Raw genomic sequence first — 6,689 nt, 5'->3', positions numbered from 1 at the left:
TCTGGGCCGTGTCTCAGTCCCAGTGTGGCCGTTCACCCTCTCAGGTCGGCTACGCATCGTCGCCTAGGTAGGCCGTTACCCTACCTACTAGCTAATGCGCCGCAGGCCCATCCGTAAGTGACAGATTACTCCGCCTTTCCCAAGTCCCTCATGCGAGGAACTTGCGTATCCGGTATTAGCTACCGTTTCCGGTAGTTATCCCAGTCTTACGGGCAGGTTGCCTACGTGTTACTCACCCGTCCGCCGCTAAGCATCAGGAGTGCAAGCACTCCGTCAACTCCGCTCGACTTGCATGTATTAGGCACGCCGCCAGCGTTCGTCCTGAGCCAGGATCAAACTCTCCAATAAAGATGGAAGGATCCGCTCACCCGAGGGGAGTGGTATTCCATCTAATAAAGAGCGATTAGCTCATTTTGAATCTGACGAGATTGGATGAAACTCGAATGAACATTCAAGCCATCCTCATTCTCTTAAATCCGGATTTTACATCCGTAAAATCCTCTCACTCGTTGTTCAGTTTTCAAAGATCAAGCTGTCTTTCGTGCATCACCGCATCTCAGCGGCGACTTTTATAATATATCATATCTCCTATTTAGCAGTCAAGCATTTTTTTAAAAAAAGATTTTATCAACTTGTTGCTCATGCTTGTACCTCCAAGGGACGAACTATAATGTAACACAGAATTCAAAGCGGCGTCAACTGTTAAATCCAGGTTAATTTTAACCCGATCAACAGCCCTACCCCCGGCAGTCCAAGAATAAGCACCGTACTAATTGTAGCAGGATTAAGCGGGATATAAACATGCGGCAGGATACCCATAAAGTTCACTGCATAAATACCGAGCGCTGCCAGAACAACATGAAGACTGAGCCGTGTAATCCAGGCAAAGCCCAGTCTCCTCGAAATCCAAATATACAAAATGAGCAGAATGGATAAAACCAGTATTCCCGTTGCAATGAGTTTCATGATTCCAGCCTCCCAAAAGATCTGTATCTCCCCAGCTCCCCTAAATGAAGGTTGGATTTCTTTGCTTCCTTCAAATGGATTTGATACCGTCTTTCTGCCGCTTCAAGAGTGTAAATGGCGAAGTCAACTTCATCCTTGCCCACCGCCTCCTGAAAAGCCTGATGCGCCCTTAGCCATTCTTTATGAGCTTTTATAATTTCTCCATAAATAAATTCCTTCTCCCGATATTCCAGCTCCTCCTGTCTTCGCTTGCTGTTCCTTGAGAACCAGGCGTTCCACTTCATTGTATCCTTCCTTTCGCCAGGCAGACCTTAACCCTTAACTTGAAGCCTTGGGCTGATCCTAGAGTAAAAATACTGCCCTTTTTTATTTCATACATATCGCGAAAAGGACAAACTTAGAACCGCTTCCTTGTTCCCAAATCACTTTTGGAAAATGGATAAAAGAGCTGACCGCAAAAAAAGAAGCCCGCAGGCTTCCACTTTTCAGGCTATTTAAAACATCCTTAAAAACATCCGTCAGTTCAATTCCCGCCGCCCTTCAAGGGCTTTGGAAAGAGTCACCTCATCGGCATATTCCAAGTCTCCGCCTACCGGCAAACCGTGGGCAATTCGGGTGACCTTGATGTCGAACGGCCGCACCAGCCTGGAAATATACATCGCCGTAGCTTCCCCCTCAATATTCGGGTTGGTAGCCAATATCAGCTCCTGAACGCGTTCATCGCTCAGCCGAGTCAACAGTTCCTTTAACTTGATATCATCGGGACCAATTCCCTCCATAGGGGAAATAGCCCCCTGAAGCACATGGTAGTACCCGTTGTATTCCTTGGTTCGTTCCATGGCCACAAGATCCTTTGTTTCCTGTACGACGCAGATGACAGAAGAATCCCGGGTCTTGTCCTGGCAAATCTGGCACGGATCGGTATCGGTTATATTGCCGCAGACCGAGCAGTAATGGAGGTTCCGTTTAACGCTGACTAACGCCTTCGCAAAATCAATGACGTCATCCTCCTTCATACGCAGCACATGGAAAGCAAGCCGGGCGGCTGTCTTTGGACCAATTCCCGGCAAACGGGTAAACGCATCGATGAGCTTGGCAATCGGTTCGGGATAATACAAGGGTTTGTTCTCCTTCTATACTTAAGTTATCTGCGATTCATGGATCATTATGAATAAACTTCGGAAGCCAGCCGCCTCCGAAGTTTATCCTCACATTTCATCAGTCCTATTGCCGTTTTAGAACAAGTTAGAACAACCCAGGGATTTTCATGCCGCCCGTAAATTTGCCCATATCCTTGTTGGCAATTTCCTCCGCTTTGGCCAAAGCGTCATTGACAGCCGTAAGAATAAGATCCTGCAGCATTTCAACATCATCCGGATCAACAGCCTCGGGCTTGATTTCGATGGACAGCACTTTTTTATGACCGTTGGCTTTAACCGTAACAACCCCGCCGCCGGAGGTTCCTTCTACCTGTTTGTCAGCCAGCTCCTCCTGGGCTTTAAGCATTTGCTCCTGCATCTTCTTCACTTGTTTCATCATTTGATTCATATTATTCATTTCCAATCATCTCCTTAGTAAGGTTTAAGTTTCGTATTCCGCGAACGGCGGTGCTAGTCTTTCGGTGCTAGTCTTTTATGACTACAAGCTGTTCTCCAAATAACTGAACTGCCTCGTCCACCCATGGTTCCTTGCTGCCCTCCTGGCCATCCAGTTCCGGATGCTGAAGCTCGAAGGGTTCCGCCGCCGGGACAGAAGCTCCCTCGGCAGCCTCGTTCCAGTCTTTTTGCATCATCGTGACAAGCCTGTATGGCTTTCCGAGCTGCTGCTCCAGCACACGTTCGATGACTTGTTTATTGGCAGGCTTCTCCGTCGTTTCCCGGTGGATGTCATTCTTGAAGGCTACCAGCACCGCATCCTCCCAGACGGAGACAGGATCCCCGTTCATGAACCAGGCATGAATCGTAACCTTCTCTTCCTTCACGCGCTGCAGAACCTGGTTCCACTTTTGCTGGATACCCGAAAATTCCTCGCTTGAACGGTTGGCCAGGTACCGGTCAAGATGAGCAGGAATCTTTGCGGTCGAAGAAATGCGCGGCGCGGGAGTACGCGGTCTTGCAGACCGGTCGGCTTCTGCCTTGCTTCCTGATCCGACACTTCCGGATTTCAGCGCCTGATCCAATTTCTTCTCAAGCTCCTGCAGCTGTCTGCGAAGCTGCTCGACCTGAGCCGAGTCAGCTCCTTGAGCTGCCGAGGGAGCAACCGAGGCGCTCGCTAAAGACGCCGGATCGCGATCAGCCGCGGCCCCGCCTTCAGCTATGCTGCATAATTTCAGCAGGGCGACTTCAAAAAGCATCTGGGGCTGCATCGCATATTTCATCTCAGTCTGATAATGATTGAGCGTATCGATGATCTTAAAGAGCTGTGCCTTGGAGAACGCAGCCGCCATTTCGCTGAAAGCATCCGGTTCAAGCACACGTTCGGTCAATTTATCAGCCTTTGGCACCATCTTGATCATGAGCAGATCCCTGAAATAATACAGCAAGTTCTCCATGCATTTATCAGCGCTTTTGCCTTCCTGCATCAAACGTTCAATCATCTGAAGAACGCCGCCGATGTCTCCTTTGAGCAGCGTACCGGCAAGCTCCGCAAATTGGCGCGAAGGAATTCCCCCGGTCATTTCGAGCACTTGCTGATAAGAAACTTGTCCTTCCGTGAACGAAGCAAGCTGATCCAGTATGCTTAGCGCATCCCGCATGCCACCGTCAGAAAGACGGGCGATATATTGAATCGCCTCATCATCTGCCGCAATTCCTTCTTTCTGGCAGATCTGTTTTAGCCGATCACACTGCTCATCCAGCGATACACGGCGAAAATCAAAGCGCTGACAGCGGGAAATGACCGTTGCAGGGAGGCGATGCGGTTCCGTAGTCGCCAAAATAAACATCACATGCGGCGGCGGCTCTTCCAGCGTTTTCAGCAGCGCATTAAACGCTTCCGTTGTCAGCATGTGGACTTCGTCGATTATATAAACCTTCTGCCGAACTTCAGTCGGAGCATATTTTACCTTATCTCTAAGGTCCCTGATTTCCTCTACGCCCCGGTTGGACGCGGCGTCAATCTCCAGCACATCCATCACGGCTCCTGCCGTGATACGGCGGCACGCCTCGCATTCATTGCAAGGTTCGGGACCGGGACCCTGCTCGCAGTTGACCGCTTTGGCCAAAATTTTGGCCGCGCTGGTCTTTCCGGTGCCGCGCGGTCCGGAAAACAGGTAAGCATGGGCAAGACGGTCTTCGCGAATCGCATTTTGCAAAGTTCGAATAATATGCTGTTGTCCCACCATGTCCTGAAACGACTGTGGCCGCCAAGCACGGTACAGAGCAACATGTTCCACTTCCTGCGGCACCTTCTTTCAAAGCTTGCTTTATTTTATATTCCAGAATCATGTGTAGAATCATGCGGAATAAGAGCCATTATGCCAGACCAGACTTCATCTGCAAAATAATCGGCTCAAGACAAACCGCTTCCTTATTATACTATACTCAATGCAGTGAGAAAAACACAAAAAAACACCTCTGCCTGGAAAAAGCAGGGGTGTTGTTTGATTACATGTTAGAGCCGTGCACCTGTTATTGATCATTGTGATCCAAGCGGCACCCTGCCGGAACAACTCGGGTTAGGCTGCCCTCCGGCACAAAAGTGGGACTGCTTATGGCTGCTTCCTTCCGGACCTGACCAGGTTCACAGTTACTCATTGCGGAGGACCCAACCGTCAACATTGACCGAGCAGGACCAAACCTTACATCGACAAGACCTCTAAACAGGAATTCAACCTCGCTACAGCGGATTGCGAGTTACAGGGCACCGCTACCTCCCCGTCTAGCACGGTGAGAATAAGTATATCTTATGCTAGTACAAAATGCAACAGGCGGCAGCATCCTATTTATGGATGTGTGCCCAGATCCATTTCAATCTTCGCTCGTCTGGAACCCAATCGGGAACTAATCCGGCTTTCTGAAAAATATGAAATAACCCCTACTCCTTCCGGAGTCAGGGGACTTTTGATCATGTCAGGATATTCTATTAAATACCGTACTTCTTCTTGAATCTATCTACACGACCGCCTGCATCCATAAATTTCTGTTTACCCGTGAAGAACGGATGGCAAGCAGAACAAATTTCAACCCGCAGTTCCTGTTTGACAGAACCGCTTTCAAACTGGTTCCCGCAAGCACAGGTCACCACTGTCATGTTATATTTCGGCTGAATGGCTGTTTTCATGACTTTCACCTCTTTCCGCCCTGAGCCTCATGCGGACCCAGAGTTATATTGGACAATCAAGCGAAATTATAGCATACAGCCCCGGGAAAGGGCAATCATCAAATCAAAGCATTTGGGACGGCTTCCGCTTCGCTCTTGCCAGTTCAGCAGGAGGAACATGCGTATAAGATCCGATGACCACATCAGGCAGCTCTTCCTGAAAAATTTCAATCGCCTGCTTCATGCCCAGGATATCCCCTTTGGCTTTAGGAATAAGCTCCAAATAGCTCTCAGGGTCGATATTCAGATTCCGCAACTGAATTAGCTTCAGCTTCGTGCGGCGCGCAAACTCGATCATGGCTTCCACCTCTTCCTCCCGGTCTGTTACCCCAGGAAAAATAAGGTAGTTAATCGAAGTGTATACTCCCTGCGATTCTGCATACTTTAGCGATTTTTCGACATTGGCAAGCGTATAGCCGCGCGGACGATAATAAGCATTGTAATGGTCATCCAGCGCGCTGATCGTACTGACCCGCATCAAATCAAGGCCGGCATCAACAATGCCGCGAATGTGGTCGCTTAGCCCCGCATTCGTATTGATATTAATATATCCCATGTCCGTGCGCTCACGAACCTGCCTAATCGCATCAATGATAAGCTTCGCCTGGGTCGAAGGCTCTCCTTCGCATCCTTGCCCGAAACTGATAATCGATTCGGGGGTTTTCAGGTGCTCCAGCATAACCTCGACCAATTCCTCCACTCTGGGCCGGAAGTTCATTCGGGTCTGGGGCGAGACAAAGCCGCTATCGTCCGGCTGCTCCGAAATGCAGCCATAACAGCCGGCATTGCAGGAATAGGATACCGGAACAGCGCCTTCCCACCTGTTTAGAAACGTATTTGAAGCCGTCAGGCATTCGTAACCCAAAGCACAGTTGGACAAGTGCTCATAAAGACGATTGTCCGGATACTCGGCTCTCAGCCGCTTCACTCCGCTCTTCAGCTCAAGCGGATCACAGTTCAGCGGGTCCCACTTCTTTGGGTCATCGCTTAAGCGGGCTGTCACATAGAACTGCCCGTCTTTCCAGACAACGGCGGAGTATCCGAACAAAGGCAGCTTATAATCCTTGTCCGTCTTCATATAGCCGGGCAGGCAAAGCCGCGTAAAGCCTTGAGGCAGAAGAGCGCCAACCGCCTGCACAGCACCCGGCAGCGGCTTCATCTCACCTGTCTTAGGTTCCATGCCGATCGGGCGCGTATTCGGCAGCCCTACCAGAGTTGCGCCGTTCGGCAATGGAATGAGTTCGTCTTCCAAGATTTCAACAATCATATCTCCGCTTCTGGCAAGGCCATACAGCGAAGGATGATCGAATACGTTGCCTTGTTCATCTGCATATACCAAAAACATACTGTTCTCCTTATTGGTTTCTCGGCCAGGCGCCTCAAGCAGCCGGGATGAGAATGAT

General features: G+C 49.7%; 7 protein-coding genes, 1 rRNA gene and 1 other RNA gene. All 9 read right to left on the bottom strand.

Features of this window, described 5'->3' with window-relative positions; all coding sequences use genetic code 11:
- A 16S ribosomal RNA gene (locus K7397_RS17675) occupies nucleotides 1-348 on the bottom strand; the annotation flags it as partial.
- Between the two features lie 354 nt (nucleotides 349-702).
- Complete coding sequence (locus K7397_RS17670; RefSeq protein ID WP_223069381.1) at nucleotides 703-966, bottom strand: pro-sigmaK processing inhibitor BofA family protein; 264 nt, start codon at nucleotides 964-966, stop codon at nucleotides 703-705.
- Complete coding sequence (locus K7397_RS17665; RefSeq protein WP_223069379.1) at nucleotides 963-1,250, bottom strand: DUF2508 family protein; 288 nt, start codon at nucleotides 1,248-1,250, stop codon at nucleotides 963-965. The genes K7397_RS17670 and K7397_RS17665 overlap by 4 nt, the downstream gene beginning before the upstream one ends.
- A 234-nt stretch (nucleotides 1,251-1,484) precedes the next feature.
- Entirely contained in the window at nucleotides 1,485-2,084 is a 600-nt protein-coding gene (gene recR / locus K7397_RS17660; protein ID WP_223069377.1) for a recombination mediator RecR, read from the bottom strand.
- Nucleotides 2,085-2,211: 127 nt separating this feature from the next.
- Nucleotides 2,212-2,523: a YbaB/EbfC family nucleoid-associated protein gene (locus K7397_RS17655; RefSeq protein WP_223069375.1), complete on the bottom strand. Its 312-nt coding sequence runs from the start codon at nucleotides 2,521-2,523 to the stop codon at nucleotides 2,212-2,214.
- Between the two features lie 67 nt (nucleotides 2,524-2,590).
- Nucleotides 2,591-4,360 (bottom strand): DNA polymerase III subunit gamma/tau, encoded by a 1,770-nt coding sequence (gene dnaX, locus K7397_RS17650; protein ID WP_223069372.1) that lies wholly within the window; start codon nucleotides 4,358-4,360, stop codon nucleotides 2,591-2,593.
- Nucleotides 4,361-4,584: 224 nt separating this feature from the next.
- An RNA gene (gene ffs / locus K7397_RS17645) (signal recognition particle sRNA large type) lies at nucleotides 4,585-4,854 on the bottom strand.
- Between the two features lie 195 nt (nucleotides 4,855-5,049).
- Entirely contained in the window at nucleotides 5,050-5,247 is a 198-nt protein-coding gene (rpmE, locus tag K7397_RS17640) for a 50S ribosomal protein L31 (RefSeq protein WP_223069370.1), read from the bottom strand.
- Between the two features lie 103 nt (nucleotides 5,248-5,350).
- Entirely contained in the window at nucleotides 5,351-6,631 is a 1,281-nt protein-coding gene (locus K7397_RS17635) for a radical SAM family protein (RefSeq protein WP_223069368.1), read from the bottom strand.
- Nucleotides 6,632-6,689 lie beyond the last annotated feature (58 nt).

The sequence above is a fragment of the Paenibacillus caui genome (assembly GCF_019904135.1).
Classification (GTDB): domain Bacteria; phylum Bacillota; class Bacilli; order Paenibacillales; family Paenibacillaceae; genus Fontibacillus; species Fontibacillus caui.
Note: the sequence above shows the minus strand (reverse complement) of the source record. Positions and strands in the feature narration are given on the sequence as shown.

What these genes read in the sequence shown, in the direction of transcription:
- K7397_RS17655 (WP_223069375.1), bottom strand. Translation starts at nt 2,523, where the DNA reads ATGAATAATATGAATCAAATGATGAAACAAGTGAAGAAGATGCAGGAG.
- K7397_RS17670 (WP_223069381.1), bottom strand. Translation starts at nt 966, where the DNA reads ATGAAACTCATTGCAACGGGAATACTGGTTTTATCCATTCTGCTCATT.
- K7397_RS17665 (WP_223069379.1), bottom strand. Translation starts at nt 1,250, where the DNA reads ATGAAGTGGAACGCCTGGTTCTCAAGGAACAGCAAGCGAAGACAGGAG.
- rpmE (WP_223069370.1), bottom strand. Translation starts at nt 5,247, where the DNA reads ATGAAAACAGCCATTCAGCCGAAATATAACATGACAGTGGTGACCTGT.
- K7397_RS17635 (WP_223069368.1), bottom strand. Translation starts at nt 6,631, where the DNA reads ATGTTTTTGGTATATGCAGATGAACAAGGCAACGTATTCGATCATCCT.